Source organism: Allobosea sp., from assembly GCF_051860145.1.
Lineage (GTDB): Bacteria > Pseudomonadota > Alphaproteobacteria > Rhizobiales > Beijerinckiaceae > Allobosea.
On record NZ_JBHYEM010000009.1, the window covers coordinates 71177 to 96370 of the forward strand.

General features: G+C 68.0%; 22 protein-coding genes and 2 pseudogenes. 9 read left to right on the plus strand and 15 right to left on the minus strand.

What is annotated here, in order from left to right:
* Positions 1 to 3 precede the first annotated feature (3 nt).
* Positions 4 to 1155 (plus strand): helix-turn-helix transcriptional regulator, encoded by a 1152-nt coding sequence (locus tag ACTIF2_RS16245; RefSeq protein WP_439498131.1) that lies wholly within the window; start codon positions 4 to 6, stop codon positions 1153 to 1155.
* A gap of 309 nt (positions 1156 to 1464) precedes the next feature.
* Here the strand turns inward: ACTIF2_RS16245 and ACTIF2_RS16250 are convergent, their stop codons facing one another.
* The 5 genes and pseudogenes from ACTIF2_RS16250 to ACTIF2_RS16270 form a co-directional block, all read right to left on the minus strand.
* Complete coding sequence (locus ACTIF2_RS16250; protein WP_439498250.1) at positions 1465 to 2973, minus strand: tripartite tricarboxylate transporter permease; 1509 nt, start codon at positions 2971 to 2973, stop codon at positions 1465 to 1467.
* Positions 2970 to 3419 carry a tripartite tricarboxylate transporter TctB family protein gene (locus tag ACTIF2_RS16255; protein WP_439498132.1) on the minus strand — a complete coding sequence of 150 codons (450 nt, stop codon included), beginning with the start codon at positions 3417 to 3419 and terminating at the stop codon, positions 2970 to 2972. Before ACTIF2_RS16255 ends, ACTIF2_RS16250 begins: the two co-directional genes overlap by 4 nt.
* A 10-nt stretch (positions 3420 to 3429) precedes the next feature.
* Positions 3430 to 4413: a Bug family tripartite tricarboxylate transporter substrate binding protein gene (locus ACTIF2_RS16260; protein WP_439498133.1), complete on the minus strand. Its 984-nt coding sequence runs from the start codon at positions 4411 to 4413 to the stop codon at positions 3430 to 3432.
* Between the two features lie 258 nt (positions 4414 to 4671).
* Entirely contained in the window at positions 4672 to 5454 is a 783-nt protein-coding gene (gene hpaH / locus ACTIF2_RS16265; RefSeq protein WP_439498134.1) for a 2-oxo-hept-4-ene-1,7-dioate hydratase, read from the minus strand.
* A 52-nt stretch (positions 5455 to 5506) separates the two neighbouring features.
* Positions 5507 to 6394 (minus strand): annotated as a pseudogene (locus tag ACTIF2_RS16270) (dioxygenase family protein); the annotation flags it as partial.
* Between the two features lie 294 nt (positions 6395 to 6688).
* Here ACTIF2_RS16270 and ACTIF2_RS16275 point away from each other — a divergent pair.
* The 8 genes and pseudogenes from ACTIF2_RS16275 (at position 6689) to ACTIF2_RS16310 (ending at position 13405) form a co-directional block, all read left to right on the plus strand.
* On the plus strand, positions 6689 to 7396 hold the full coding sequence (locus ACTIF2_RS16275; RefSeq protein ID WP_439498135.1) for a GntR family transcriptional regulator: 708 nt from the start codon (positions 6689 to 6691) through the stop codon (positions 7394 to 7396).
* Between the two features lie 79 nt (positions 7397 to 7475).
* Positions 7476 to 7926: pseudogene (gene aroQ / locus ACTIF2_RS16280) on the plus strand (type II 3-dehydroquinate dehydratase).
* A 61-nt stretch (positions 7927 to 7987) separates the two neighbouring features.
* Positions 7988 to 8821: a shikimate dehydrogenase family protein gene (locus ACTIF2_RS16285; protein WP_439498136.1), complete on the plus strand. Its 834-nt coding sequence runs from the start codon at positions 7988 to 7990 to the stop codon at positions 8819 to 8821.
* 164 nt (positions 8822 to 8985) lie between these two features.
* Positions 8986 to 9762 (plus strand): 2-keto-4-pentenoate hydratase, encoded by a 777-nt coding sequence (locus tag ACTIF2_RS16290; RefSeq protein ID WP_439498137.1) that lies wholly within the window; start codon positions 8986 to 8988, stop codon positions 9760 to 9762.
* 10 nt (positions 9763 to 9772) lie between these two features.
* Entirely contained in the window at positions 9773 to 10561 is a 789-nt protein-coding gene (locus ACTIF2_RS16295) for an SDR family oxidoreductase (RefSeq protein ID WP_439498138.1), read from the plus strand.
* Between the two features lie 12 nt (positions 10562 to 10573).
* Positions 10574 to 11482, plus strand: coding sequence for an NAD(P)-dependent oxidoreductase (locus ACTIF2_RS16300; protein WP_439498139.1), 909 nt, complete (start codon positions 10574 to 10576; stop codon positions 11480 to 11482).
* The gene (locus ACTIF2_RS16305) at positions 11479 to 12402 is read left to right on the plus strand and encodes a DMT family transporter (RefSeq protein ID WP_439498140.1); all 924 of its coding nucleotides are present in this window, start codon (positions 11479 to 11481) and stop codon (positions 12400 to 12402) included. Before ACTIF2_RS16300 ends, ACTIF2_RS16305 begins: the two co-directional genes overlap by 4 nt.
* Before the next feature lie 31 nt (positions 12403 to 12433).
* Positions 12434 to 13405, plus strand: coding sequence for an NAD-dependent epimerase/dehydratase family protein (locus tag ACTIF2_RS16310; protein WP_439498141.1), 972 nt, complete (start codon positions 12434 to 12436; stop codon positions 13403 to 13405).
* Between the two features lie 215 nt (positions 13406 to 13620).
* Here the strand turns inward: ACTIF2_RS16310 and ACTIF2_RS16315 are convergent, their stop codons facing one another.
* The 10 genes from ACTIF2_RS16315 to ACTIF2_RS16360 form a co-directional block, all read right to left on the minus strand.
* Positions 13621 to 14058 carry a MaoC family dehydratase gene (locus ACTIF2_RS16315; protein ID WP_439498142.1) on the minus strand — a complete coding sequence of 146 codons (438 nt, stop codon included), beginning with the start codon at positions 14056 to 14058 and terminating at the stop codon, positions 13621 to 13623.
* Positions 14059 to 14078: 20 nt separating this feature from the next.
* Positions 14079 to 15299, minus strand: a complete 1221-nt coding sequence (locus ACTIF2_RS16320) for a CaiB/BaiF CoA transferase family protein (protein ID WP_439498143.1) — start codon at positions 15297 to 15299, stop codon at positions 14079 to 14081.
* A gap of 54 nt (positions 15300 to 15353) precedes the next feature.
* Positions 15354 to 16880, minus strand: a complete 1527-nt coding sequence (locus ACTIF2_RS16325) for an acyl CoA:acetate/3-ketoacid CoA transferase (protein WP_439498144.1) — start codon at positions 16878 to 16880, stop codon at positions 15354 to 15356.
* A 25-nt stretch (positions 16881 to 16905) separates the two neighbouring features.
* Positions 16906 to 17973, minus strand: coding sequence for a Gfo/Idh/MocA family protein (locus tag ACTIF2_RS16330; RefSeq protein WP_439498145.1), 1068 nt, complete (start codon positions 17971 to 17973; stop codon positions 16906 to 16908).
* Between the two features lie 92 nt (positions 17974 to 18065).
* On the minus strand, positions 18066 to 18854 hold the full coding sequence (locus ACTIF2_RS16335; RefSeq protein WP_439498146.1) for an SDR family NAD(P)-dependent oxidoreductase: 789 nt from the start codon (positions 18852 to 18854) through the stop codon (positions 18066 to 18068).
* A 32-nt stretch (positions 18855 to 18886) separates the two neighbouring features.
* On the minus strand, positions 18887 to 19501 hold the full coding sequence (locus ACTIF2_RS16340) for an EthD family reductase (RefSeq protein ID WP_439498147.1): 615 nt from the start codon (positions 19499 to 19501) through the stop codon (positions 18887 to 18889).
* Between the two features lie 36 nt (positions 19502 to 19537).
* Positions 19538 to 20371, minus strand: a complete 834-nt coding sequence (locus tag ACTIF2_RS16345) for a shikimate dehydrogenase family protein (protein WP_439498148.1) — start codon at positions 20369 to 20371, stop codon at positions 19538 to 19540.
* A 7-nt stretch (positions 20372 to 20378) separates the two neighbouring features.
* The gene (locus ACTIF2_RS16350; RefSeq protein ID WP_439498149.1) at positions 20379 to 22898 is read right to left on the minus strand and encodes a branched-chain amino acid ABC transporter ATP-binding protein/permease; all 2520 of its coding nucleotides are present in this window, start codon (positions 22896 to 22898) and stop codon (positions 20379 to 20381) included.
* The gene (locus ACTIF2_RS16355; RefSeq protein ID WP_439498150.1) at positions 22895 to 23764 is read right to left on the minus strand and encodes a branched-chain amino acid ABC transporter permease; all 870 of its coding nucleotides are present in this window, start codon (positions 23762 to 23764) and stop codon (positions 22895 to 22897) included. The genes ACTIF2_RS16350 and ACTIF2_RS16355 overlap by 4 nt, the downstream gene beginning before the upstream one ends.
* Positions 23765 to 23864: 100 nt before the next feature.
* Positions 23865 to 25139, minus strand: coding sequence for an ABC transporter substrate-binding protein (locus ACTIF2_RS16360; protein WP_439498151.1), 1275 nt, complete (start codon positions 25137 to 25139; stop codon positions 23865 to 23867).
* Positions 25140 to 25194 lie beyond the last annotated feature (55 nt).

Consider the following 25194-nt stretch of genomic DNA (forward strand, 5'->3'; position numbering starts at 1 on the left):
GGATTGCCGGACGTCTATGACGAGGACCGGGTGTCGGTCATCAGCCAGAACCTGGCCGCGGCCATCGATGCCGCGACCTTCGGCGAGAGTTCATGGGACCAGGTGCCGGCGATCCTGAGCGACGCCTTCCCCGGCTCGTGGGGAGGGCTCGCCAATATGAACTTCTCCGAAAGCCGTCTCAACTTTTTGTCGCTCCAGAACATGGACCCGGCTTTCGTGGCCGCCTATGCGGAGCATTTCGCATACATCAACCCCTGGAACACCTATTGGGGCTCGTTCAAGCGAACGACGATCGGCGCTTCGGAGGAGGTCTGTCCGGCGCAGAACTTCGCCAAGACGGAATTCTACAATGACTGGTTACTGCCTCAAGACCGCGCGGTGGCAGCCGTTGGCCTGAAGATCGTCGGCGAGCGCGATGAGGCCGTGAACCTTCTTCTGCATTACCCGCTCTCGAAATCCGGCGTCTATGACCGGGCAGCGCTGGAGGTTCTGACAAGTATCCGCGGCAATCTGGAGCGTTCGATCAACCTGGCCCGCCTCTTGCGCGCGGATGTTGAAAACGCAATCACTAAAACCGCCCTGGTGGAGCGCAGCCGCTGCGCTGCCTTCGTCGTCGATGGCGATCGGCATCTGCGGGATGCAAATCCTCTCGCCGAGCAGCTCTTCGCGTCCGGAGAAGGTGTCGCGGTTCGGCGCGGCCGCTGCCGTCTCGCCGATGCGAATGCCGATGCCCGTTTCGCAGCGGCGCTGGACAGGCTGTCCCGAGGAAAGCCTACCTCCGTCTCGCGCATCGGTTTCCGGACGGCGGCCGGAGCATGGCAGGTATCGCTTGCCGCGCTCCCGACGGCCCAGTCTCCGGGTGGGGGGCGTCTTGTCATGCTTCCGCCTCGGGGCATGGTCCTGGTGCTGGTCGTGGCGCTCGGCTCCGGGGGATCGAGCAGGGCCAACCTGGAGCCCCTCGCCCATGTCTTCGGTCTCACAGAGTCGGAGATCGTCTTCTGCAAGCGCCTGCTGCTGGGCGAGTCGATCATCGAGGCCGCGGAGCAGCTCGGCATCACCCAGGGAACCGCCCGGACGAGGCTGAAGATGATCTTCCAGAAGACCAGTACATCGCGGCAGTCGGAATTGATGCTGCTTCTGGTCAATGCGAGCTAGAGCCGGATGACTTCAGTTGGTCCGGCATAGCCAATGTTCCTGGAGGCCGGAGGCGCAGCGGTGGATCGCCGGAGACATCCCCGAGGCGCGCCCGCTGCGCGCCGCGAGGCAGAAGGGGCGGAGGGCAGGCGCTCCATTACCTTAGGTGGAACGCGCTATTCCTCGCCCCAGGCATTCGCCTTGGCCGCGGCCGAGGCGCAAAGGTGGGACGATCCTGCCCTTTTGCTCGACGCCAGCGAGCTCGAAGGTAATCAGAATCTCGTCAAGGTCGGATGAATGTGAGCAATCTTTGAGGCGTGCAGTGCTCCGTCATTCGACGAACGCTTCCTTGTTGTTACGGAAACTCGGCATCGCGACGACGATGATGAGTGCGACCATCATGATGACGATGGCGAGGGAGACCGGCCGTTCGAGGAAGACGATTGGATCGCCGCGGGAGATGATGAGGGCGCGCCTGAGATTTTCCTCGGCCAGGGGTCCCAACACGAAGCCGAGCAGGAGCGGGATCGGCTGGAACCTGAGCGAGATCAGCCAGACGCCGATCAGGGTGAACAGGCCCATGACGATGAGGTTCACCGGCGTGGCGTTCAGTGAATAGGCGCCGATGCAGCAGAACACGATGATCGCCGGGAACAGCACGCGATAGGGCACGTGGAGCAGCCTGATCCAGATGCCGACTAGCGGCATGTTGATGATCACCAGCATGATGTTGCCGATGAGCATGCTGGCGATCAGGCCCCAGAACAGGTCGGGCCGCTTGATCATCACCTCCGGCCCCGGCTGGATGCCCTGGATCAGCATGGCGCCGAGCATCAGCGCGATCACCGGGTTGGTCGGGATGCCGAGCGTCAGCAGCGGGATGAAAGAGGTCTGGGCGGAGGCGTTGTTGGCAGCCTCCGGCCCCGAGACGCCTTCGATCGCGCCGCGCCCGAAGCGCGAGGGATCGCGGGCCAGCTTCTTCTCCAGCATGTAGGAGGCGAAGGGGCTGAGTGTCGCGCCGCCGCCCGGCAGCACGCCGAGCGCGGAGCCCAGGATCGTGCCGCGAACCGCTGCCGGCCAGGCCGCCTTGAAGTCGGCCAGCGTCACGCCGAAGTTCTTGATCTTCTGCACCAGCACGTCGCGCTGGATGCCGCCGGCGCTGAGGTTGAAGATGATCTCGCTCAGCCCGAACAGCGCCATGCCGACCGGGACGATGTCGAGCCCGTCGGCGATCTCGCCGATTCCGAAGGCGTAGCGCTGCGTGCCGGTCTCGACATCGGTGCCGATCAGGCCCAGCAGCACGCCGAGAATGCCCATGGCGGCGGCGTTGAACACCGAGCCATGGGTGAAGACGATCGACGCCAGCAGGCCGAACAGCATCAGCAGGAAGTATTCCGGCGCGTTGAAGTTGAGCGCGAAAGCGGCGAGGGGAGGGGCGAACAGCACGATCAGGAAGGTCGCGGTGACGCCGGCGAAGAGCGAGGCCAACGCCGCGGTGGCGAGCGCGGTTCCTGCCCGCCCTTGCTGCGCCATCTTATGCCCGTCCAGGCAGGTCACGACCGAGGAGGCCTCGCCCGGCAGATTGCACAGGATCGCCGTCGTCGAGCCGCCATACTGCGCGCCGTAGAAGATGCTGGCCAGCATGATCAGCGAGGCGAGCGGATCGACCTGCAGCGTCAGCGAGAGCAGCATCGAGATCGTCGCCAAGGGCCCGATGCCGGGCAGGACGCCGATCAGCGTGCCGAGCAGCGAGCCGACGAAGGCAAACATCAGGTTGGTCGGCGTCGCCGCCAAGGTCAGTCCGTGGAGGAAGAGGCCGAGATTCTCGAGCATGATCACATTCCGGGCCACATCGGCATTGCCTGGCCGAGAAAGACGATGAAGACGACGGCGCAGAAGCCGCCGAGCGCAACGCTGATCAGGACGTCGGAGAGCTGCAGCCGCTCGCGCAAGGCGAGGCGGCTGGCGAGCGCGACCAGCGAGACCGTAATCACGACGCCGAGCGGCGCGATCATGAAGCCGAACAGCACCGGCGCCGCAGCGATGACGAGTGCCGGCACGAGTTTGGGCCAGGTCGGCTCGTCGCCGCCCCGCAACAGCCCAATGGCGAGCTTGACCGCTCCCATCACCAGCAGGATGGCGCTGAGCGACAGCGGCAGGAAACCCGGCCCCATCCTGACCGGGGTGCCAAAGCGGAAGCCCCAGCCGAAATAGAGGTAAAAGCCGGCGAGCGCCATGAGCGTGAGCCCGCCCAGCACCTCGTTGTTGAGCGTCGTCCTGCCCATGATGAACGCCTCACTCGACCTGGATGCCGGCCGAGCGGGCGACGTCGCCGATCACCTTGTTGGCGACAACGATCTTCTCGGCGAACTGGGCCGGGGTGTCGCCGACCGGGACCATGCCCGCGACCTTGAGGCGCTCGAGGATGGTCGCGTTGCTGATGGCGACCTTCACCGCGGCGTTGAGCTTGTCGACGATGGCGTCGGGCGTCGCCTTCGGCGCGTGCAGGCCGAACCAGTTGCTGAGATTGGCGAGCGCCGGCATGTTGACCTCGACGGCGGTCGGCACGCTGGGCAGGGCCGGCTCCTTCTTCGTCGAGGCGACGAGCAGGGCGACCATCTTGCCGGCCTTGATATGCGCGTCCACGGCCGAGAGGCTGTCGGTGAAGAGCTGTACCTGGTTGGCGAGCAGGTCCGGCACCAGCGGACCCGAGCCGCGATAATGCACCGGCGTCAGCTCGATGCCGGCGCTCTTCTTGAAAAACTCGAACAGGACATGGTGGGTGCCGCCGGCACCGGCAGTGCCGTAATTGAGCTTGCCCGGATTGGCCTTGGCGAACTTCAGGAACTCATCGAGGTTCTTGAGCCCGGTCTGCTCGTTGGTGACGATGATGAAATCGCCCTCCGCCGCCATCGAGACGTGCCTGAGCCCGTTGATCGGGTCGGCCGGCATGGTCTTGTAGGTGTTGGGGCTGTAGACGATCTGCGCCGCGGAGGAGAACAGCAGCGTGTGCCCGTCCGGGGTCGCGTTCACCACCGCGGCCATGCCGACATTGCCGTTGGCGCCGGGCCGGTTCTCGACGATGACCTGTTGGCCGACCTGCTCGGCCATGATCGGCGCGATCAGTCGGGCGAGCAGGTCGGTGAGGCCGCCGGGAGCGAAGCCGACGATCAGCCTGACCGGCTTGGTCGGATAGGCCTGCGCGCGCAACAGCGACGGGCTCACGATGGCGGCGCCGGCCAGAACTGAAAGTGCGCTGCGCCTCGAAAAAGTCGTCATGGAATTCCCTCCCTCAAGGGTTTGGAGCGCCGCGGCGTTGGCCGCCGCGGCCTTCTTGGTTCTGGGCTCGGCCTGGATCTGGCGGCCGGCCAGGCGCGCTGCGTCTGGCGTGGTCGCGGTTTCGCAAGGCGTCGCAATGAGCCGGCCCGATCGGCGGCAATGCGCCGCCGATCAGCTTGCATTTATTATCGATTATAGAATTCAGAAACGATTATGCTTGTCAATTCGACGGCGCTCGTTTTTCCCTCGATAGCGGCCTCAGGCGAAGGAGACGCCAATGGCGCCGAGCGGTCCGTAGTCGGCCTGGGTTACGTCGCCGGCGGCGATGTCGACCGGCCGGGTGAACGAGCCGGCCAGCACGATCTGCCCCTTTTCCAGCCTGGCCCCGACGACCGACAGCTTGTCGACCAGCCAGGCGACGCCGGCGGCCGGATGGCCCATGATCGCGGCGGAGACGCCCGATTCCTCTATGATGCCGTTCTTCGACAGGGTCGCGCCGACCCAGCGTATGTCGAGGTCGAAGGGGCGGATCAGCCGCCCGCCGAGGATGATCCCGCCCGAGGCGGCGTTGTCGGCGATGGTGTCGGTGATCGCGCGCGGCACCTCCGTCCGGTAATCGATGATTTCCAGCGCCGGGACCACGTATTCGGTCGCCCGCATCACGTCGTACACCTGGGTGCCGGGGCCTTCGAGGTCGGCGCCCATGATGAAGGCGAGCTCGACCTCCAGCCGCGGCTTCAGGAATTTTCCGGCCGGGATGCGGGCGCCGTCGCGATACATCATGGTGTCGAGCAGATGGCCGTAGTCGGGCTCGCTGATCTTCGAGGCCATCTGCATGGCGCGCGAGGTCAGGCCGATCTTGTGGCCGATCTGCCGGGCGCCACCGGCGATGTGGATTTCGGCCCAGAGCCGCTGGATCGCATAGGCGTCCTGCAGCTCGATCGCCGGAAACGTCTTGCTGAGCTGCGGAATCGCCTTGCGCTCCTGTTCGGCCCGATAGAGGTCCTTTGCGCCCTGGCGGCGCTGTTCGTCGGTCAGCATCGGGGGGCTCCATCGGAGGGCCGCACGGGCGGAATAACACGCTCGCTGGATACTTTATCGGGGGGCGTGGCCGCGTCGCCTCGCCCGCTTCCATCACATAGGTGTAGTCGAGCGAGTACCAGGGCGCCCCGGCGTCGGCTTCGCTGGGATGTGGCTCGTCATGGCGCTCGAAATGCCCGATCAGCGCCTGCGTCACGCCGAACTGCGCGTCGCTGTTCAGGTTCTCGTCGTCATCGGCGTAGACTTGGCTGATCAGGGTCTTGAAGCCCGGCTTGAAGATCAGTGCATGGACATGCGCCGGCCGGTAGGGATGCCTGTCCTGCGCCGCGAGCAGGCGTCCAACCACGCCATCGGTCGGGATCGGATAGCCTGCCGGCTTCACCGAGCGGAACCAAAAGCGGCCCTCGGTGTCGGTGGTGAACTTGCCGCGCAGGTTGAAGTTCTCCTGCGTCGGATCCTGGTTCTCGTAGAGCCCGACCGGCGAGGAGTGCCAGATGTCGACTTCCGCCCCGGCTATCGGCTTGCCGGCCTTGTCCTGGACGCGCGCAGACATGAACAGCGTCGGCCCCGGCGTGTCTGAGCGAATGATCGAGCCGCCATTCGCGACGGGCGGCGAATTCAGCCGCCAGAACGGCCCGAGCAAGGATTGCGAGGTCTCGGTCTGGCCGTTGTCCCCGTTGTTGAGCAGGCAGATCAGCGAGGAGATGCCGAGCGAGCCCGCCATCAGCACCATCTCGTTGTGGCTGTCCGTGGTCAGCTTGCCCATTTCGACGAGAATGGCGGTGGCTTCGCGGAATTCCTTCTCAGTGAGGCGCACCTCGCGCACGAAACCGTGGAGGTGCTTGACCAGGCTGACCATGATCTCACGCAGCCGCGGATCGTCGGTTCGCTCCATCACCGCGATCACGGCAGGCGTGACGTCGCCTTCATGCCGGATCATCTCGACGCCCTCCGTGTCGATAGAATAATCGATTTTTATGAGTCGTATCGTCGATGGCGGCGACCGTCAACCGCTCGTCGGATCGACTCCGGGCGAGGGCATCAAGCGCGACAGCAAGTGATTTTCGCGTTCGGCAGGCGAGGGCCTCGGCTCGAACGGCGTGGGCGGCGACAGGTTGCGGCAACAGCGATATCGCCGCGTGCCTTTTGTCGGGTAGCTTGACGATAATAATCGTTTATTATAGCCATTGCCTCCCATGATCGTGCGAGGCGGCTGCGCCGGAACCCTCCAGCAATGACCTTCGTCGACGACCAGAAGAACACCATCGCGAGCCAGCTGGTCGATCGCCTGCGCGAGGCCATCGTTTCGGGCGAGCTCCAGCCCGCCACCAAGATCAACCTGGAGCGCGTTCGCCACAGCCTCGACGTCAGCCTGAGCCCGTTGCGCGAGGCGCTGGCAAGGCTGATCGCGGACGGGCTGGTCGAGTTCCAGGACAATCGCGGCTACTGGGTCGCGCCCGTTTCCTTGGCGAATCTCGAGGAGATCACGCGGCTGCGCGTCGAGTTCGAGACCTATGCGCTCCGCCAGGCGATGCAGCACGGCGACCTCAACTGGGAGAGCGACGTGATGCGCGCGCTGCATCGGCTGAACCGCAGCGAGCGCGTTGCCGACCGCCCCGAGACCCTGGTGCAGTGGGAGGCTGCGCACCGCGAGTTTCACCTGACCCTGATCGCCGGCTGCAACAGCCCGACCCTGCTCGGCTTTTGTCGGGTGCTGCTCAACCTCAACGACCGCTACCGCCGCGCATTCCTGCGCGCGACCTCGGGCGACCGCGACGTCACCGCCGAGCACAGTGAGATCGCCCAGGGCGCTGTGGCGCGCGACATCGATTTCGCCTGCGGCCGGCTGCAGGACCACCTCTGCCGGACCGGCAACAATCTGCGCGCCCATCTCGCGAGCCATCCGGGCTTCGCCGAGGTGGCTCGCGCCGCGCGGGAGTGAGGCGAGGCGGCCGAGCCCGCATGCCCGAACCCGTCTCGCCGAACCGCCTTTCCGTCACCCGCAAGCCTGGGATCTCGCCGTGAGCCGCCTCGTCTACCTCCTGAACGGTCCGAACCTGAACCTGCTCGGCCAGCGCCAGCCGCATATCTACGGCCATACCACGCTCGCCGATGTCGAGGCCGAAATGCCGGGCGCTGGCGGGCGAGCTCGCGCTCAAGCTGCGCTTCCACCAGAGCAACCGCGAATACGAGATCATCGACTGGGTTCACGAGGCGCGCGAGACCGCCGGCGGCATCGTGATCAACCCGGCTGCCTTCACCCACACCTCCGTCGCGGTGCTCGACGCCCTCAATACCTTCGAGGGGCCGGTGATCGAGGTGCACATCTCCAACGTCCACAAGCGCGAGGCCTTCCGGCACCACTCCTATGTCTCGCTGCGGGCGGACGGCGTCATCGCCGGTTTCGGCACCCAGGGCTACGCGCTCGCCTTGCGGCGCGTCGCCACGCTGATCGACGAGAAGCGGGCTTGAGCCGGATGGCTCCCGTCAAGCAATCCGTCCGAACGGGCGCCCATGATCGCGATCGCCTGAGATGATCGACGGCCACACCATCCTGCTCGCCCATCTCGGTTATCCGACCACGACCTTCAAGGCGCCGCTGATCTACAACCCCTATTTCGAGTCGATCGGCGTCAACGCTGTGGTCATGCCGATGGGGGTCGAGGCCGAGGCCTATCCGCAGGTCTTCGCCGCCCTGTTTCGGCTGAAGAACATCCGCGGGGCGCTCGTGACGATGCCGCACAAGGTCACCACGATCGGCCTGGTCGACGAGCTTTCGACCGCGGCCGGCATTGCGGGCTCGTGCAATGCCGTCCTGCTGCGGCCGGACGGCACGCTGCTCGGCGACATGTTCGACGGCGAGGGTTTCGTCCGCGGCGTGCTGCGCAAGGGCCGGCAGGTCACTGGCGCGCGGGCGCTCGTCGTCGGCAGCGGCGGCGTGGGGGCGGCGATCGCCGCCTCGCTCGCCGGTGCGGGCGCAGCAGCGCTCGGCCTGTTCGACGTCAATGCTGCATCAGTGGAGGCGCTCGCCGGCCGGCTGCGGGCGCATTATCCGGCGCTCGCTCTGGAGGTCGGCAGCCGCGACCCGGAGGGCTACGACATCGTCGTCAACGCCACGCCGCTCGGCATGAACGAGGGCGACCCGCTGCCGATGGATGTCGACCGGATCGCGCCGTCCGCCTTTGTCGGCGAGGTCGTGCTGAAGCGCGAGCTCACGCCCTTCCTGGCCGCCGCGCAGGCCAGAGGCTGCCAGACCCAGGTCGGAACCGACATGCTGTTCGAGCAGATTCCGGCCTATCTCGAATTCTTCGGCCTCCCGACCACGACGCCGGACGGACTGCGGGCGGTGGTGCGCGTCAGCTACTAAGCACGCCGGTGGGTAGCCGCGTTGCACTGGTCGCAGGGCGCGCGCATTGCCCGGCGGCGCTCGGTTCTCTATAACTGGAATACTATTCCAGTTATAGCTGGTGTTGGTGGGCTGCGCCGCCGCGCATCGTCCGGCGGCAGCCTGCCGATCGACAGGGGAACTCGATGCGCGCCGAACTCAAGACGCTTGCGCTGGACCTGGCCGCGGCCTGGACGTCTGGCCGCCCGATCCCGGATCCGGAGGGCGCAGCCCGGCCGCGCGACCGGCAGGAAGCCTATCAGGTGCAGGACCGGATGGCGCAGGCGATCGGCGGCAAGGTCGGCGGCTGGAAGGTCGGCGCGGCGCTGCGTGCGGTTCAGATCGCCGAGGGCCATGACGGGCCGATCCCCGGCCGCCTGCTCGCCGACCGCATTTTCGTCAACGAGGCGGAGCTGCCGCTTTCGTTATATGCCGGCTACAAGGCCGAGCTCGAATATGCCTTCCGCCTGCGGCGCGATCTCCCCGCCCGGGCCGAGCCCTGGTCGCGCGACGAGGTTGCCGCTGCCGCGGACTTCGTGCCGGGCATCGAGATCGCCGGCAGCCGCTTCCAGGGCAATACCACCGACAGGCGCACCGTCCTCGCCATCGCCGATAATGGCAGCGGCGGCGCCTTCGTCTTCGGCGAGAATGTCGCCGACTGGCGGGGCATCGACCTCGATGGCCTGGCGATCGAGGCCGGGCTGCCGGGGCAGCCGGTCGAGCTTTATCGCGGCGAGCAGCGCGGCGACGTCGTCACCGTGCTCCAGGAGATGGTCAACGACCTGCTGGCCCGTGGCGTCCCGCTCGCGGCCGGCGACTATCTCTCCACCGGCTCGCTTTGCGTGCCGCTGCCGCTGAAGCAGGGCCAGCCCTTCACTGCGCGCTTCGGTGATATCGCCACGCTGCGCGTCACGCTCGTTTGAGGAGGCTTCGATGGCCGGACAATTCGCAGGCAGGGTCGTCGTCATCTCGGGCGGCAGCCGCGGCATCGGCCGCGGCATCGCCGCCGCCTTCGCCCAGGCCGGGGCCGAGATCGTTCTCGCCGCCTCCTCGGCGAAGAACCTCGAAGCCGCCGCGGCCGCGCTCGCCGGGCAGGGGGGCGGCGCGCCGCTGACGGTCGCGGCCGATCTGCGCAGCGAAGCCGGTTGCCGCACCGTCTTCGACGCCGTCGAGGCGCGGCACGGGCGCTGTGACATCCTGGTGAACTCGGCCGGCGCCACCAAGGCCGGCGACTTCCTGGCGTTGCCGGACGGCGACTGGCAGGATGGCTTCGACCTGAAGTTCTTCGCCTGCGTCAGGCTCTGCCGCCTGTTCTGGCCGCGGCTGGCCGAGGCGAGGGGGCACGTCGTCAACATCATCGGTGGCGCGGCGCGCACGCCCGATCCCGGCTTCCTGATCGGCGGTTCGGTCAACGCGGCCATGGCCAATTTCACCAAGGGCCTCTCCGGCCTCGGCCGGCGCGCCGGCGTCAACGTCAACGCGATCTACCCCGGCATGACCGAGACCGAGCGGGTCGAGCAGCTCTTCGAGCAGCGCGCCAAGGCGGCGGGCAAGACCCCGGCCGAGATCCGCGACGAACTCGTCGCCAAGGAGGGTCTGCAGCGCCTCGGCAAGCCCGAGGACGTCGCGGCGCTGGCGCTGTTCCTCTGCGGCGAGGACGCCCGCCATATCCAGGGCGTCGCCATCGCCGTCGATGGCGGCGCGACCGCCGGCCTCTACTGAGGAGCTGCCGGCATGACCGCGCCACGCCCCACCATCGGCTTCATCGGCCTCGGCGCCATCGGCGCGCCGATGGCCAGACGCATCGCCGAGGCCGGCTATGAGCTCACCGTCCACGACATCAACGCGGAGGCGCTGCAGCGCTTCGCCGGCAAGGCCCGGCTCGCGGGCTCGGCCCGCGAGGTCGCCGATCATGCGCAGATCGTCTTCGTCTGCCTCGCGACCCTGCCGGTCCATCACCCCGTCATCCTCGGGCAGGATGGCGTCGCCGCCGGCAAGGCGGCGCGCATCTGCGTCGTCACCAGCACCACCGGCCCAGCCCTCGTTGCCGAGATGGCGGCTGGCCTCGCCAGTCGCGGCATCGCGCTGGTCGACGCGCCGATGACGGGCGGGCGCGTCCGCGCCGCCGCCGGCACGCTGACGGTGATGGTCTCGGGGCCGGCCGCCGCCGTCGCGGAAGCCGAGCCGGTGCTCGCCTGCTATGGCAGCCGCATCGCCAAATTCGGCGAGGAGGTCGGCAGGGCGCAGACCATGAAGCTGATCAACAACATCATGTCGGCGGTGAATTCCGGCATCGCCTCGGAGGCCCTGGTCTTCGGCGCCAAGGCGGGCCTCGATCCCGAGGCCATGCTGGAGGTGATCAACAACGGCACCGGCAAGAACGATGCCTCGCTGACCGTGATTCCGCAGAACGTGCTGACGCGGCGCTTCGACTTCGGCTCGCCGATGGCGGTGATCCTGAAGGATGTGGGCGCGGCGATTGCCGAGGCCGAGCGTCTCGGCGTGCGCGTCACGCTGACGCGCGCGGTGTTCGGCATGTTCGAGACGGCGATCGCCGAGGGCGTGCCGGCGCAGGCCGACCAGACCGAGCTGGTGCGCGCCCTCGAGCGCAATGCCGGCGTCGAGGTCGCGCGGACAAGGTGAGCCCGGCTTCGGATCGCAGGCATTCCGATGGCGGACTGGCGGCCCTGGCGCTGGCGGTCGCCGCCTTCAGTCTGTTCGCAATCGGTGACGCTGGCTCCAAGCTCGTCGTCGTCGAGAGCAATGCGGTGATTGCCATGTGGGGGCGCAGCGTCGCCTTCGCGCTGTTCCTCCTGGTCATGATCCGCCCGGCGCAGCTGAAACCCGCGCTGCTGCGGGCGCCGGCGAAACTCCTGCTGCTGCGCTCGCTCTTCCCCTACCTCGGCGGTCTTTGCGTCATCGTCGCCATGGCCCATGTGCCGCTGGCGCAGGTCACCACCATCCTCTTCGTCGCGCCGCTGATCAGCATGGCGCTCGGCCAGGTCATCCTCGGAGAGCCCGTGAACCGCTGGGGCTGGCTCGCCGTCGCGCTCGGCTTCCTCGGCGTGCTGACGATCATGCGGCCCTTTGGTGGCGCCTTTTCCTGGGCGCTGCTGATCCCTGCGATCGGCGGTATCTTCGCCGCGCTCGGCCAGGTGATGACCCGCGTCGTCGCGCAGCGGACGACGCCGCGCTCGGTGCTGCTCTACATGGTGCTGGTCGCGCTGACCCTGTCCTCGCTGCCGCTGCCGTTCTTCTGGCAGGCACCGACCGGCCAGCAATGGCTGCTGCTCGCGCTTTCCGGCTTCTGCCAGGCGGCCGGGCAGTTCTGCATGATCGCGGCCTATGCCCGGGCGACGGCCTCGCGCATCGCCCCCTATTCCTATGCCCAGCTCCTGACCGCGACGGTTCTCGGCTTCGCCCTGTTCGGCGAGCTGCCCGACATTTTCACGGTGGCGGGCGCAGCCTTGATCGTCGCTGGCGGGCTGATCTCGTTGCATCTGGCCGGGCGACCGGCACCGGCCGCACCGGCCAAGGCTGCAGCGGCCGAGACCGCACCATAAGCGCCGTGTCACAGCAGGAAAGGACGCCACCATGACGTTGCTGATCACCGGGGCCATGGGCCATGTCGGCTATGAGGTCGCACGCGCCGCCGCCCGCTCGCGCCCCGTCATCGCGCAGTACCACCGCAGCTTCCGCCGGCAGGATGCCGAGGCCCTCGGCGCGAACGTCATGTGGGCGCAATGCGATCTCGCCGACGCGCAGGCGGTGAGCCGGCTCTGCGAGGAGCATGGCGTCGACGCCTGCATCCATCTCGCGGCGATGGCGAACGAGATGTACTGCAAGCCCGAGCCGCTGCTGGCCTTCCACTCCAATGTCGGCGCCGTGGTCAACCTGCTCGACGCCGCCCGCCGCATGGGCTGGCGCCGCTTCGTCTATGGCAGCACAGGCAGCGTCTACCGGGACGTCGATCCGCATGCGCCGATCACCGAGGATGTTCCGGCCAATGCCGACAGCATCTACGGCGCGACCAAGGCGGCCGGCGAGGTGATGATGCGGGCCTTCCGCGCCCAATACGGCCTGGACGCCGCGACTGTCCGCATCTCCTGGATCTACGGGCCGCCGGTGGTGAACTACACCTTCGCGCGCGGGCCGATCCCGCCGATCCTGATCGACGCGCTGCGCGGCGTCGCCCGGGACGATGCCAGTGGCGGCGATTTCTCGGCCGGCTTCACCTATATCGACGACGTCGTCGAAGGCCTGATCGCAGCCGTGGACGCGGCCAAGTTCAACCACGCGGTCTACCACCTCGCTCCGCCGCGCAACTACTCGACCTTCGAGATCGCCGAGGCGGTGAGGGCAGCCGTCCCCGGGGCCAGGGTCGCGGTCGGCCCGGGCGCCCAGCCCTGGAACACCTTTACCCCGATCCGCGGCCCGCTCGACGGCGCCCGCTTCATCGCCGATACCGGCTTCCGCACGAAATTCGACCTGACAGCCGGCGTCAACGCCTATGCCGATTGGCTGCGCCGGAAGCCGAAGGAGGAGTTGGCGAAGGCCGGAGGGTGAGGGAGAGAAGCCGCGGCTCGGGCCTCATAGGAAAGGCGCGCGTAACCCCTCCCCCTCGTGGGGAGGGGTAGGGGTGGGGGGCGAGCGACCGGGTTCGACTTTGCCTGTAGCAGCGGAGTGGCAGCAATCCTGCAGCGCGGAAGCCTGACTTTCCGCCCCCCACCCCAACCCCTCCCCACCAGGGGGAGGGGCTTCGCCGCCGCCCTTCCGCCCGCTCAATTCGTGCTGTTCGGCACCCATTTCAGGATATGCGTGGCGACCGCGACGAGCTTGCCGTCCTGGTTGGTGACGCGGATCGCGCCGGTGGCGCGGCGGCGCTCGGGATCGATCGTGTCGATCTCGTAATCGACCGTGATCGTGTCGCCGAAATAGACCGGGCCGACCAGCCGCACCCGGTCGTAGCCGAGCGAGACCGGCGTCTCATCGCCCTCGCGCGCGGTCGCGGTGATCATGCTCGACGCCGTCGACATGTAGCCGATCACCAGCGCACCATGGGCCTGCAGCCGGCCATAGCTCGACTTCTCCATATAGGCCTTGTTGACATGGTTCGGCGCGAGGTCGCCGGTGATGCCGGCGAAGAGATAGACGTCGCTTTCCGACACGGTCTTGGAGAAGCTCGCGCTCTGGCCGAGGCTGACGTGGAATCCGCTCATCGTGATTGCTCCCTGTTCGGTCAAATCCGGGCCGGCTGCTGGTAGAGCACGCCGTCTTCTGCCAATGCGGCGATGTCGTCGTCCGAATAGCCGAGCGCGCGCGCGACCTCGGCATTGTGCTCGCCCAGCCGTGGCGCGATGCCCATCGGGCTTGGGCTATGGCCGGAGAAGCGGAAGGGCAGGTTCGGCAGCCGGATCTTGCCCAGCGTCGGATGGTCCTGCTCCAGCACCATGCCGCGCGCCTCGATCTGCGGATCGGTGAGCACCTCGTCGATGCGCTGCACCGGCGCGCAGGGCACGTCGATCGCCTCCAGCGCCGCGATCGAGGCGGCGACGGAGGGCTGCGCCAGCGTCCAGGCCTTGATCAGCCCGAGCGCCTCCTGGCGATGGGCGTTGCGGCCGGCGCTGGTGTGGAAGCGCTGGTCATCGGCGAGCGCCTCGCCGCCGATCAGCCGCGCCAGCCGCTTCCAGGCGTCGTCGACCTGGGCCGCGATGACGAGATGGCCGTCCTTCGCCGGGAAGACGCCGTAGACGGTCGAATCCGGCAGGTCGTAGCCGGCCTGCTGCGGGATGACCTCGCCATTGCTGAGCGTGAAGCACTGGATCGCATAGTCGTGCATCGAGACCATGCAGTCATAGAGCGCAAGGTCGATATGCTGGCCCGTGCCCGAGCTCGCCCGCCCGAGCAGCGCCGCACAGACGGCGGCGACGCCATGAATGCCGGCATACATGTCGGCGATCGGGATGCGCAGCAGCGGCGGCGTCTCGCCCGGCACGCCGAGCTGCGCCATGGCGCCGGACATCGCCTCGGCGATCAGTCCGAAACCGGCCTTGGCCGATTTGGGGCCGGTATGGCCATAGGCCGAGAGCGAGCAGTAGACCAGCCTGGGGTTGATCCGGCTCAAATCCTCGTAGCCGAGGCCGAGCCGCGTCAGCGCGCCCGGCCGGTAGTTCTCGACGAAGACGTCGGCGTCCTCGACCAGTTTGCGGATCATCGCCATGCCGGCCGGCTTCTTGACGTCGACGCAGATGCCCTTCTTGCCCATGTTCTGCTGCAGGAAGAAGCCGCTCTCGTCGCCGACGAAATATGGGTGGTGACGACCGGCGTCGCCCACCGTCGGCCGCTCGACCTTGATCACCTCCGCGCCCATGCCGGCGAGGCAGCGCGAGAGATAGGGCCCGGCCAGGAAATGGCTGTAGTCGACGACCTTGATGCCGGCGAGCGGCGGTTGGGCTGTCATGGTCCAAGTATCCTCGCGTTCATCGATGTCCTCCCCTTCATCCGTGGCCTTGCCTCAGCCGAAGCAATCGGCCGGGAAGAGCTTCGGCTTCGCCGGGATCGCCGGCGAGAAATCGATGCGCTCGAGGATGTCGCGGCGGATGTCGATGCCGGGCGCGACATCGCTCAGCACCAGTCCCGCCTCGCCGAGGTGGAAGACGGCGCGCTCGGTGACGTAGAGCGCCTCCTGCCCGCTGGCGCGCGACTGTTCGCCGGAGAAGGTCACCTGCTCGACCGCGGAGACCAGCTTGCGGACCTCGCCATGGCGTCTGATCGAGAGCCCGCCATCGCCGATCGCGATCTCGCCGCCCTTGGCGTCGAAGGTGCCGCAGAACACCACCTTGCGGGCGTTCTGGGCGATATCGATGAAGCCGCCGGGGCCGACCGGCACGCCGCCGAGCTTGGAGACGTTGACATTGCCCTCGCCGTCGAGCTCGCCGAAGCCAAGGAAGGCGAGGTCGAGCCCGCCGCCGGAATAGAAGTCGAACTGCGAGGGGCCGTCGATCATCGCCGAGGCGTTGCGGGCGAAGCCGAACAGCGTGCCGTCCAGCAACTCGCCGCCATAGGTGCCGTGCTCGATCGTCTGGTAGTAGCGCTCGCCCTCGCCGCGCAGCTCGACCAGCCGCGCCACCGCGTCGGGAATGCCGAAGCCGTAGTTCAGCACTGCGCCGTCGACGAGCTCCTTCGCGGCGCGACGGGCGATCACCTGGCGGATGTCGAGCGGCCGCGGCGGGTGCTGGAGCGGCGGCCCGCGCCGCTCGCCGGACATGACGGGGTCGTAGACCGTCTCGTAGCCCATGCACTGCCCTGGATCGACCACGACCGCATCGACAATGGCGCCGGGAATCCGCACCGAGCGGGCCGGCAGCGTGCCGACATCGACCGCGGTCCGGACCTGGACGATGACCTTGCCGCCGCAATTATGTGCCGCCAGCGCCACCGCGTAGATATCGACATTGGCGGCCTCCTGGTCGAGGCTGACATTGCCATGCGCGTCGGCGAAGGAGCCGCGGATGATCGCGACATTCACCGGGAAGGGCTTGTAGCGCAGATAGTCCCGGCCCTCGATCGCGATCAGCTCGACCAGGTCCTCCTTCGCCGCCTGGTTCATCCGGCCGCCCTCGCGGCGCGGGTCGACGAAGGTGCGCAGGCCGACATGGGTCAGCAGGCCCGGCCGCTTCGCCGCGATCTCGCGATAGAGCTGCATCACGACGCCGCCGGGCAGGACATAGGCCTCGATCTCGTTGTCGCGCGCCATCTGCTGCATGCGCGGCGACCACGGCCAGTGCCCGCCGATCACCTTGCGGACCATGCCCTTATGGGCGAAGCAGTTCATGCCCCGCGTCTTGCGGTCGCCAATGCCGAGCGAGTGCACCGCCGTCAGGTCGCGCGGGTGCCCGGTATCGAGGAAGCGCTTTTCCACCGCCGAGAACAGGCAGGACGCCTCCATCAGCCCACCGCCGCCGCCGACGAGCCCGACCGTGTCGCCGTCGCGGATCAGGGCGACGGCGTCCTCGGCGCTCATGAACTTGTTCAGTGCCATCCCGGAATCCTGCCGCCGTCGCGCCTCAGCCGGCGAGCTTGACGGCGCTGCCGCTGGCGGCCGCGGTCTTGACCGCCAGCGTCGCCTCCAGCGTGCGCATGCCGTCGCGGCCAGAGATCACCGGCGCCTCCTGGCGCAGCGCGACGCGGGCGAAATGCGCGGCTTGCAGGCGATAGGCGCTGGCCGGCGTGATCGCGAGCGCGTCCTCGCTCAATTCGCTGAGCCAGCCGGGCTCGCCATCGCCGCGATAGCTGAAATGCCGGACGTCCGGCAGGGTGAGCGAGCCCTCGCTGCCGGCGAAGACATGCGAGGACACCTTCTGGCGCTTCAGCTTGTCGGTGGTGTCGGTCATCTGGTCGAACTCGCCCGAGGCGAGGTCCCAGGTGAACGGCGTCGCGGCGGTGTCGGAGAGGCTGATCGTGCCGAGCGCGCCGCTGCGGAAGCGCAGCAGCACGGCGGCGGTGTCCTCGACCTCGAAGCCGCGCACGGCCGAGGCGCTCACGGCCTGCAGGCTGTCGATCTCGCCGAAGACATAGCGGACCAGGTCGATCTCATGGATCAGGTTGATCAGGATCGGGCCGCCGCTGGCCTTGTCGCGGCGCCAGCCGAGGTTGAAATAGCTGTCCGGCTTGAGCTGCGTGTACATCACAGTCGCGATCGCCGGCTTGCCGATCACGCCCTCGGCCACCGCCTTGCGGACGGCCTGGACGGCGGGGTTGTGGCGGCGGTGATGGCCGACCAGGATCGGCACGTCCTTCGCCTCTGCCGCCTCGCAGAGCTGCCGCGCCGATTCGACAGTCTCGGCGATCGGCTTCTCGACCAGGGCGGCGATGCCGCGGGCGACGCAGTCCAGCGCCACCGGCACGTGCTCGGCATTCGGCGTGCCGATGACGACGCCGTCCAGGCGCTCGCCGTCGAGCATCTTGCGGTAGTCGTCATGGGCCTTGACGTTGCGGGCCGCGGCGAAGGCGCGCGCCGGCTCGGTCGGGTCGGAGATGGCGACGACCTCGGCGTTCTCCGTCTGCTGCAGGACGCCGAGATGTGCCTTGCCGATCATTCCCAGGCCGATGATCCCGATCCGCGCGCGCGCCATCGCTTCCTCCGTGGTTATTGTTGGAACAAGGTATTGGAATGATGTTCCATATTCAAGATGATCAATGCATGACCGCCCTGCGCATCGGCAGTTCAGCGCGACTTGGGCAGGCCGGGCACGTAGGACAGGATCGAGGAGGAGAAGCCGCCATCGGCCCTGATCGCCTCGCCGGTGACGTAGCGCGCATCCTCGCTGCCGAGGAAGGAGACGACGCGGGCGATGTCGTCGGGCCGGCCGACGCGCCGCAGCGGCACGATCTCGTCGCGCCGCGCCGCGATCGCCGCATCGGCATAGATCGACTCGGTCATCGGCGTGCGGATCATGCCCGGGCAGACGGCGTTGACGCGGATCCCGTCCGGTCCCCATTCGAAGGCGAGCTGCTGGCACAGCATGATCAGCGCCGCCTTGGTTGACGAATAGGCCCCGGCGCCGGGATGCGGGAACATGCCGGACATCGAGGCGACGGCGACGAAGCTGCCCTTGCTCGCGCGCAGCGCCTGGTGGGCGCCTTGCGCCAGCAGCCAGGGACCGCGGGTGTTCACCGCAAACAGCCGCTCCCAGTTTTCCAGCGGCAGGTTCGCCAGCGGCCCCGGCGAGGTGATGCCGGCATTCGCCACGACGAAATCGAGGCCGCCGCAGGCCTGCGCTGCCTCGGCCGCGATCCGCGCCGGCACCGCCGGATCGCCCATGTCGCCGGTGATGATGTGCGCCTTGCCGCCGGCGGCCGCGATGGCTGCCGCGACGCCGTCGAGCGCTTCCGAGCGCTCGCGCGCGGTGATCGCGATCTCGGCCTGTCCGGAATGCGCGACGCCGTCCTGCGCCAGGCGGGTGGCGATCGCCGCCCCGATGCCGCGGCTGGCGCCTGCTACGAGAGCCTTCATGGTCGTTCCTCCTGTGTTGGCAGAGCGCTGGCCTAGACGATCTTGACGGTGCGGACGCGGAAGACGCCGAGCTTCAGCGCCTGTTCCGCCAGCCTCGCGACCTGCGGGCCGGCGCGGCGCGCGGCCGCGACCTCGGTGAAGTAGAGATGGAAGAAGGCATCGACGCCCTGGCCGGCGCGCGTGGCGCCGGGGCGGGCCATCACCGAGGCCACGTCGTCGCGGATCAGCTCGACGAAAGCCGGAAGCTTGCGCAGCGCCGCCTCGAAGCGGTCGAGCGCCGCGTGGTTGCCGCCATGGGCGGCCAGCACGACGAGCTTGCCCTCATCGCCGGCGAGGCGGATCGGCGCGTTGCCGATGACGTAGCCCGCGGCATTGCCGAGGAAGTTGGCCTCGTCGGCGGCGACCGCCAGCGACGGCGCGGCGGCGAAGGCCGTCGCCATCGCGTCGGGATCGTCGAACTGCAGCTCGACGATCCCGCCGACGCGGAACGGGGACGGCTCGTACGCGTCCTCGATATGGTTCTGGACATAGGCGCGGATCAGCGGCAGCCGCGCCACCAGCGGTCCGTGCTGCTCCTGCCAGTGGCGCGAGAAGAAGGCCTGGTCGTCGCTCGGCCTTCGCTCGAGAATGGACATGCGTTTGAACACGAAAGCTCCCATTGCCGCCAAGGGGCGGCCGGCGCGTCAGGCGGCTCCGGAGGACGTGTCCTGCCCACCCAGCACATAGGCCAGGCCGAGCTTTTGCGCCGCTTCCGTCATGTCGAGGCCGGTCGAGGTCCGGCAGCCGGTCGCCCGGGCGGCGGCGATCAGCGGCGAGACGGCCGGCGCAGTGATGACGCAGCCGACGAAGCTGCCGGCGGCGAGGCGCCCGACATCGACCGGCAGCGGGTCCTCCGGCGCCATCCCCATCGGCGTCGCATTGACGACGATGTCGAAGCCGGCCGGGTCGCGCGAACCGGGCCGCACCGAGGCCGCGCCGCCCTGTCGCAGCCGCTCCAGCAGCGCGTCGCGGCGGCCGGCATCGGCATCGTGGATGGCGAGCTCGGCGACACCGGCCTCGAGCAGCGCAAGCGCGATCGCCGAGCCGGCGCCGCCGGCGCCGATCAGCAGGGTGCGCGCGCCCTCGAAACGAGCGCCGCGCTCGCGCGCCCCGGTGACGAAGCTGACCCCGTCGAAATTCTCGCCATGCCAGCCGCCGGACGGCGTGCGGCGCATGTGCTGCACCGCCCCGAGCCGGCGGGCTCGCTCCGACACGCTCTCGCAATGCGCGAAGCAGGCGAACTTGTGCGGGATGGTGATGATGATGCTGTCGACATTGCCGGCGAGGCTGACCCCGGCGAGGAAGGCTGGAAGGTCGGCGCTCGTCACCCGGATCGGCACGACGATGTCGTTCCTTCCCGCGGCGACGAATTTCCGGGTCAGGCCGGCCGGCGACTTCACTTGGGCGATTGGGTCGCCGATGATCAGGTGAAGCCGGGTCGCCCCGTCGAGATTGGTGGTCAGGCTGGTCGGATCCATCGTCGCCTCAGGCCGCCGCGTGTTCGTCGGCCTGGACGACGCCGAGCAGTTTCGCCTGCAGGGCGTGGTCGTTCTCCAGGGTGCCGGCATCGCCGGCGAAGGCGACCTTGCCGTTGACCAGCACCAGGGCACGGTCGACGATCGGCAGCACCGTCTCGGCATGGTGCTCGACGATCACCATCGCGACCTTGCCGCGCAGCTTGACCAGCGCCGCCATCACCTCCTCGACCACCGCAGGCGCAAGGCCCTCGAAGGGCTCGTCGAGCAGGATCAGCTTGCTCGGCACGACGAGGGCCCGTGCGATGGCGACCATCTGGCGCTCGCCGCCGGAGAGGTTCTCGGCTTGCGCCTTCTGGCGCGTGCGCAGTCGCGGGAACAGCTCAAAGCATTCCTCGATGGTCAGTCCGCCCGGCCTGGCCGCGATCTGCAGGTTCTCGACCACGGTCAGGTTGGGGAACAGCCGCCGCCCTTCCGGCACCAGCGAGATGCCGAGCCGGTTGATCTCGTAGGGCTTGCGCGCGCCGAGATCGACGCCCTCGAAGGAGAGCGTGCCGGCATCGAGCGGCAGCGTTCCGGTGAGCGCCCGCAGCGTCGTCGTCTTGCCGACGCCATTGCGGCCGAGCAGCGCGACAGCCTCGCCCTCGTGCACGACGAGGTCGACGCCGTTCAGCACCGTGCTGCCGCCATAGCCGACGGCGATGCCCTTGGCCTCGAGCAGCGGCTTGCCGGCGGCGTGGGCGGCGCGCTCGACGGCCGGGGGCGCCTTCTCCGCGCCCTTGGCGGCGCCGAGATAGGCGGCGATGACCTCGGGATTGCGCGCGACCTCGGCCGGCTTGCCGTCGGCGATCATCCGGCCCTGGTGCAGCACCGAGATCCGGTCCGAGATGGCGAGCACCCGGTCGATGTCATGCTCGATCAGGAGCACGGCGTGCTTCTTCGACAGGCTGCGGATCAGCTCGGCGACGACGTGCCGGTCGGCTTCGGCGAGGCCGGCCAGCGGCTCGTCGAGCAGCAGCAGCTTGGAGTCGATCGCGAGCGTGACGGCGATCTCGAGCAGCCGCTTGGCGCCGTGCGGCAGGTTCATGCACGGCTCGGCGGCGCGGTCGGCGAGCCCGACCGCATCGAGGATCGACCATGTCCGCTCGTTCAGCGCGTCCAGGTCATGCGCGTCAGTGATGAAGCCGAAGGCGCCGTGGCGCTGCGCCTGCACGGCGACGCGCACGTTCTCGAACACCGAGAGGTTCGGGAAGATCGAGAGGATCTGGAAGGAGCGGCTGATGCCGAGCCGGGCGCGGGCATACATCGGCAGCTTGGTGATGTCCTTGCCCTCGAACAGGATCTGCCCGGCGCTCGGCGGCAGCACGCCGGTCAGCATGTTGTAGAAGGTGGTCTTGCCGGCGCCGTTCGGCCCGATGATCGAGTGCAGCACGAAGGGCCGCACCGACAGGTCGATGTCGTGGGCCGTCACCAGGCTGCCGAAGCTCTTGTTGAGCTTGCGGGTTTCCAGCACCGGCTTGCCCGGGTCCATCGCCTGGCCGGCGCTCTCATAGGGCTTGATGATCGCCGGGCGCGCGGGAATCGTGTTGCGGGTCAGCGTCCAGCGCTCGCGCTTCAGCGCCCGCTGCACCAGCCCCTGCATACCTTCGGGCGAAAGCAGCGCGAAGGCGATGATGATCGGCGCGAAGATCAGCCACCAGTTCTCGGTGATCGCCGAAAGCCGGTTCTCCAGGATGATGAAGGCGATCGCGCCCCAGAGCGGGCCGAGGAAGTGGTGCACGCCGCCGAGCACGGTCATCAGCAGCGAGTCGCCGGCGCGCTGCCAGCCGAGATTGTTGGCGTAGACCCCCTGCAGCATCAGCGTCAGCAGCGCCCCGGCATAGCCGACGATGCCGGCCATGATGACGAAGCCGCCGAGCTTCACCAGATAGGTGTTGTAGCCGAGGCTGCTCGCCCGCTGCTCGTTGTCGCGCACCGCCTGCAGCACCCGGCCGAACGGCGCATGCGCCAGCCGCCAGAGGAACCACATGCCGGCGACGACCGTGACCAGCGCGAAGATGTGGAACTGCATCTCGGTGGCGAAGCTGGTGCGCGGCACGCCCTGCAGGCCGTTCTCGCCGCCGGTCACCGCCGTCCACTTATAGGCGACCTCGAAGGCGATCTGCGAGCAGGCGAGGGTGAGCAGCGAGAAGTAGAGCCCGCGCCGGCGCAGGATCAGCGCGCCCAGCGCCGCCGCCAGCACCAGCGAGAACAGGATCGTCAACAGGAGCGCCGCGATATCCTGCCTGACCGGCCCGAGCAGCAGGAAGGCGGTGATGTAACTGGCGCAGCCGAAGAACACCGAGGCGCCGAAAGGCACGAGCCCGGTATAGCCGACGAGCAGGTTCACGCCGGCGCCGTAGAGCGTGTAGATCGCGATCTGGGTGATCAGGTTGACCGGCGCGCCCTGTCCGAGCCAGGCGAAGGTCAGCGCGGCGAAGACGACGGCGATCCAGAGGATCGGGTTCATCAGAAGGGTACGGGTGTTCATTCGAACCTCTCCCAGCGCTCGCCGAACAGGCCGCGTGGACGGATGAGAAGGATGACGGCCATGAGCACGTACATCGCCGCGCCGGACCAGGCCGGGGCGAACTGGATGCTCATCGCAGTGGTGACGCCGACCAGCAGCCCGGCGATGATCGCGCCCGAATAGGAGCCGAGCCCGCCGATGGTGACGATGACGAAGGCGGGCATGATCGCGCCCGCGGCCATGCTCGGGATCACCGTCCAGAGCGGCCCGGCGAGCATGCCGGCGAGGCCGGCGAGCAGGCAGCCGATGCCGAACACGCCGCTGAGCACGATCGGCAGGTTGATGCCGAGCAGGCCGACCATCTCGGCGTCGCGCGAGCCGGCGCGGATGATCCGCCCGAACCGGGTGAAGCGCAGGAAGGCCCAGAAGCTGATCAGCGCCAGCACGGTCACGACCAGCACGAACATCCGGTATTTGGTGATCAGGATCGGGCCGTATTCGACGAAGCCGGAGAGGAAGCGCGGCGCGCTGAACGGCAGCGGCGCCCCGCCGAAGATCATCCGCAGCACCGCCTCGAACAGCAGCGCGAGCGCGAAGGTCAGGATCAGGCCGAGCAGCGGCTCCTTGCCGTAGAGGTGCCGGATCAGCGTCGTCTCGACGATCATGCCGATCGCGCCGACGATGAGCGGCGCGGCCAGCGCCGCCGGCCAGCCGAAGTCGCGGGCCAGCACCAGGGCGAGATAGGCGCCGATGGCGAAGAACGAGCCGTGGGCGAAGTTCACGATGCCGAGCATGCCGAAGATGATCGACAACCCGATCGCGATGAGGACGTAGAGAAAGCCCAGGATCAGGCCGTTCACGGCCTGGGAGATGATCATGTCGAGCATGGCGCGGCCCTTCCCACTCCGACGCAGGACGCGGCCGGGTGGATGAGACGCCGGGCTGCCAGGAGCCCGGCGCGCGTTATGGTTGGGGGCGGAACGAAGCCTAGAGGCTGTCCATCTTGCAGGCGCTCTCGGCGGCGGAGCCGAAGGCCTTGTCGACGTCGGCGATCGAGCGCGGCGCGTTCTCGATCACGTCGACATAGTCCCATTTGTCGGTGATCTTGTCCTTGACCTTGCAGATGATGGTGCGGCGCTTCATCTGGTGGTCGAAATCGCGGTAGCCGACCTCGAGGTCGCCTTCCTTGACCCGCCAGGTCTCGAGCGCCTTGACGATGGCGGCGGGCTCGGTCGACTTGGCGAGCTCGATCGATTCCAGCAGCGAGCGCATGCCGAACCAGCCCATCCAGGCCTTGTCCGGGGCCGGCTGGTTGAACTTCTTCAGATAGGCTTCGGCGAAGGCCTTGTCCTCCGGGCTGTTGCCCGGATTGTTATAGTACCAGACCTTGGTGAAGATGCCGGTCGCCGCTTCCGGGCCGACGCCCCAGATGTCGGTGTTGCCGATCGAAATCTCGGCGAAGGGAATCTTGCCCTTCATGCCGAGCTCATTCCACTGCTTCAGGAAGGTGGTGAGGTCGCTCGCCGAGACGCCGCCGATGACGACGTCCGGCTTGGCGGCGCGGATCTTCAGGATGAAGGAGCTATAGTCGGCGGTGTTGACCGGCACCTCGTCTGCACCGACCACCGTGCCGCCGGCCTTGGTGATGAAATCGGTGAAGGTCGACTTGATGTCCTGGCCGAAGGCGAAGGCGGCCGTCAGCAGATACCACCTCTTGCCGATGTCGAGGCAGTAGGGCGCCAGGATGCGGGTGTGCACGTCGACCGGCGGCTGCAGGCGGAAGGTGTACCTGTTGCAGAGCTTGCCGGTGAGGTCGACGGCCGCAGCGTTGGCGGCGACATAGGGAATCTTGGCCTTCTTGGCGACGGCGGAGATGGCGAGCGCGAAGGAGCTCTGCGCCCCGCCGATCAGGGCCACGACCTTGTGCTCGTCGATCAGGCGCTGGGCGTTGAGCTGGGCGCCTTGCGGGTTCGGTTCGTCGAGCCAGATGATCTCGATCGGCCGGCCGAGCAGCTGGTTGTTGCGCTGCTCGGCAGCGAAGAAGCCGCCCTGCGCCAGGAAGGTCGACTGGTCGACGATCGCGCCGGTCTTGGCACAGATCATGCCGATCTTGATCGGCTCGGCCGCGGCGGCATTGCCGATATAGGGCATGCCGAGTTTGGCGCCGACCATTTGCGTGGCGGCGAGGCCGCCGGCGCCGAGCAGCAGCGAGCGGCGCGACGTGCTCGGCCCCCTGCGGCCGTCCTGGGTCTTTCGGGTCATGCTTTTTCCTCCGGTTGCCGTCTTCTCGCGATGCCGCCTTGTGGCCGGCTTGCGG

Bases quoted from the DNA above. Each gene is read 5' to 3' on its own strand.
- ACTIF2_RS16255 (WP_439498132.1), bottom strand. From the start codon at position 3,419: ATGGGCAGGACGACGCTCAACAACGAGGTGCTGGGCGGGCTCACGCTC.
- ACTIF2_RS16260 (WP_439498133.1), bottom strand. From the start codon at position 4,413: ATGACGACTTTTTCGAGGCGCAGCGCACTTTCAGTTCTGGCCGGCGCC.
- hpaH (WP_439498134.1), bottom strand. From the start codon at position 5,454: ATGCTGACCGACGAACAGCGCCGCCAGGGCGCAAAGGACCTCTATCGG.
- ACTIF2_RS16275 (WP_439498135.1), top strand. From the start codon at position 6,689: ATGACCTTCGTCGACGACCAGAAGAACACCATCGCGAGCCAGCTGGTC.
- ACTIF2_RS16285 (WP_439498136.1), top strand. From the start codon at position 7,988: ATGATCGACGGCCACACCATCCTGCTCGCCCATCTCGGTTATCCGACC.
- ACTIF2_RS16290 (WP_439498137.1), top strand. From the start codon at position 8,986: ATGCGCGCCGAACTCAAGACGCTTGCGCTGGACCTGGCCGCGGCCTGG.
- ACTIF2_RS16295 (WP_439498138.1), top strand. From the start codon at position 9,773: ATGGCCGGACAATTCGCAGGCAGGGTCGTCGTCATCTCGGGCGGCAGC.
- ACTIF2_RS16300 (WP_439498139.1), top strand. From the start codon at position 10,574: ATGACCGCGCCACGCCCCACCATCGGCTTCATCGGCCTCGGCGCCATC.
- ACTIF2_RS16310 (WP_439498141.1), top strand. From the start codon at position 12,434: ATGACGTTGCTGATCACCGGGGCCATGGGCCATGTCGGCTATGAGGTC.
- ACTIF2_RS16315 (WP_439498142.1), bottom strand. From the start codon at position 14,058: ATGAGCGGATTCCACGTCAGCCTCGGCCAGAGCGCGAGCTTCTCCAAG.
- ACTIF2_RS16320 (WP_439498143.1), bottom strand. From the start codon at position 15,299: ATGACAGCCCAACCGCCGCTCGCCGGCATCAAGGTCGTCGACTACAGC.
- ACTIF2_RS16325 (WP_439498144.1), bottom strand. From the start codon at position 16,880: ATGGCACTGAACAAGTTCATGAGCGCCGAGGACGCCGTCGCCCTGATC.
- ACTIF2_RS16330 (WP_439498145.1), bottom strand. From the start codon at position 17,973: ATGGCGCGCGCGCGGATCGGGATCATCGGCCTGGGAATGATCGGCAAG.
- ACTIF2_RS16335 (WP_439498146.1), bottom strand. From the start codon at position 18,854: ATGAAGGCTCTCGTAGCAGGCGCCAGCCGCGGCATCGGGGCGGCGATC.
- ACTIF2_RS16345 (WP_439498148.1), bottom strand. From the start codon at position 20,371: ATGGATCCGACCAGCCTGACCACCAATCTCGACGGGGCGACCCGGCTT.
- ACTIF2_RS16350 (WP_439498149.1), bottom strand. From the start codon at position 22,898: ATGAACACCCGTACCCTTCTGATGAACCCGATCCTCTGGATCGCCGTC.
- ACTIF2_RS16355 (WP_439498150.1), bottom strand. From the start codon at position 23,764: ATGCTCGACATGATCATCTCCCAGGCCGTGAACGGCCTGATCCTGGGC.
- ACTIF2_RS16360 (WP_439498151.1), bottom strand. From the start codon at position 25,139: ATGACCCGAAAGACCCAGGACGGCCGCAGGGGGCCGAGCACGTCGCGC.